General features: G+C 65.6%; 3 protein-coding genes. 1 reads left to right on the top strand and 2 read right to left on the bottom strand.

Going from position 1 to position 2,266, the window contains the following annotated elements; all coding sequences use genetic code 11:
- The coding region (locus WA805_RS11810) for a glycosyltransferase family A protein (RefSeq protein ID WP_425242365.1) at positions 1-386 on the bottom strand (386 nt) is incomplete at its 3' end.
- Between the two features lie 698 nt (positions 387-1,084).
- Between WA805_RS11810 and WA805_RS11805 the strand changes: the two genes are divergently transcribed.
- A complete protein-coding gene (locus WA805_RS11805) occupies positions 1,085-2,017 on the top strand; it encodes a glycoside hydrolase family 26 protein (RefSeq protein ID WP_422280734.1) in 933 nt (310 codons plus the stop codon).
- Between the two features lie 16 nt (positions 2,018-2,033).
- On the opposite strand, the gene WA805_RS11800 is transcribed toward WA805_RS11805, so the two are convergent.
- The coding region (locus WA805_RS11800; RefSeq protein ID WP_425242364.1) for a hypothetical protein at positions 2,034-2,266 on the bottom strand (233 nt) is incomplete at its 5' end.

The following is a 2,266-nucleotide window of genomic DNA, read 5'->3' as shown; positions in this document are numbered from 1 at the left end:
GCCGAGCCGTCGTCCATGACGATGATCTTGTCTATCTTCACCGTCTGCGCCAGCAGACTTCGCACGCACGCGTATAGCTTTTCCTGCGGTTCGTTGTAGGCCGGAACAATCGCTATCGTCCGGCCGCGGGCGACCGGGAAGTTGACGAACTTCCGCCCCTTGACAAACGCCAGGAGGCAGACCGCGATAAGCGACGCTCCGAAGAGCCAGTAGCTGATCAGGACGGTGCTGACGGCCAGGCGCGCGACCGTATACGCGGTGAAGCCCAGGACGGCGATGGAGACGACGATCGTAATGCGGTGAATTACCTCCGAGCCTTTATGGTTGCTAGCCGGTACAGCATGAGCCCCCCGAGGACGACCGCGAAGCCGCTGACGATCAACCACGTCATCATGTGCATTCCTCCTGCCAGCAACGCCCCCGTCCCGATCGCTCCGGTTGCCAGGCTGATTTTCCCGTACATGAAAGCCTCCGGTCTGCTCTGATAGCTGATTTCCCGCCTGAATGTAAGGGCCTGTCGCGAAGAACCATGCGGGCGGACCCGCGTCCCAGGGCGCGGATGGCGCGTTGTCGGAGCGCATAACACTCGCTCCCCCGCCAGGGGGATGTCGCCGAGCTCAGGGCAGCGGATCGCCATTCCGCTGACCAGGGCGTTGTGCGATCGGCCAGCGTTCAGGTCATTGACGACGGCCTCGTCCACGTCGTAGCCGACAACAGTCAGGCCACCCCGGACAGCCTCGGCCGCGAGCGGGAGACCGACATGCTCCGAGCGGATAATCAGCACGTCGGGTGCGTAGCTGGGGCGCAGCGCCGGCGTTCGCTTGGGGCTGTCGTCAGCGGTCACAGTCCCCCCTGCAGTCGGCCGGACCCGTAGTCGGCGCCGACTGCCTGACGCATCGAGCGACACCGTATCGCACGGCGTGCCTCAGCTGGGACGATTTCCTGCTTTTAAGACCACATCGGGGCACATGTAAGATTTCGGAGATCCACTTGTGACCTACGGACCCGGCGAGGTCCGGCGAGTGGGGCGCGCTGCCCCGAGCGCTGCGCGGCAAGCCGCGGCGTCCAGGGGGGTGAGGACAGCATGAGATCCCGTTCGGTGGTGCTGTTGGCCATCGTGCTCGCACTGGCTACCGCCGCCTACGTGATCAGCCGCTTCGTGACCCCTTCCGCTGGCGCCGCGGCCTTGCCGCAGAGCCCGGCCGCTTACCTAGGTGTCTACGAGACCGGGGCGCCGCATACCTACCAGCCGGTTGCGGACTTCACACAGATGGCCGGCAGACAGCCGAATCTCGTCGGGTATTACAGCGGCTGGCGGGAGCCCTTCCAGACCTCGTTCGCGGACACGGTCCGCAGTCATGGTGCGGTAACGATCCTGCAGTGGGACCCCACCCTTGCCTCCGTCCAGAAGGTCGCGGATGGTGGCTATGACAGCTACCTACGCTCGTTCGCTGACAGCGTCCATGACTTCGGCTATCCGGTCGTCATCGGCTTCGGGCACGAGATGAACGCCTACTGGTACTCGTGGGGATACGGGCATCTTCCGCCCAGCACGTTCGTGGCAGCGTGGCGGCACATCGTAACGCTGTTCCGTAGTCAGGGCGCAACCAATGTCACCTGGCTCTGGACCATCCAGGCGGACGAGCCGGGTACCGGGTCAATCGCCTCATGGTGGCCCGGCGCCAAGTACGTGACCTGGATCGGCGTCGACGGCTACTACTACCGTCCGTACCAGACCTTCTCCGGCATCTTCGGCAAGACTATCGCCCAGGTCCGCGCCCTTACCGACCTGCCGGTGCTCCTGTCTGAGACCGCGGTCGGTCCCCAAGCCGGTCAGGCGGCCAAGATTCCCGATCTGTTCGCCGGGATGCGGCACTACGGCGTGCTCGGCCTGGTCTGGTTTGACATCGCCCAGGACAACGGGGTCTACCACCAGGACTGGCACATCGAAGACAGCCAGGCAGCCAGAACAGCGTTCCGCCGCTGCGCCTCTGCCCTAACCCTGGCCCGCCCGTGACGTAGCAGTCGGCCAGTTATGTTCGGCTAGCGGTCTCGAGCGTCGCCGCCCGCTGGCGGGTGAGCCGCTGCCGCAGGTGGGCGGTGCCCGGTGTGGCGTAGATGTCGGCTTCGCGTTGCGGGGTGCGGCGGCGTTCGGCCAGGTGCAGCAGGTCCACGGCGGCCAGCACGGCCAGCGATGCGGCCAGCCAGATGCCCAGCACGAGCAGCGGATGGGCCAGGTCGCTGCCGGGCAGGTAGACCACGTCGC

The organism is Trebonia sp., assembly GCF_049794275.1.
In the GTDB taxonomy this organism is placed as follows: domain Bacteria; phylum Actinomycetota; class Actinomycetes; order Streptosporangiales; family Streptosporangiaceae; genus Trebonia.
This window is presented reverse-complemented; position numbering and strand designations above follow the sequence as displayed.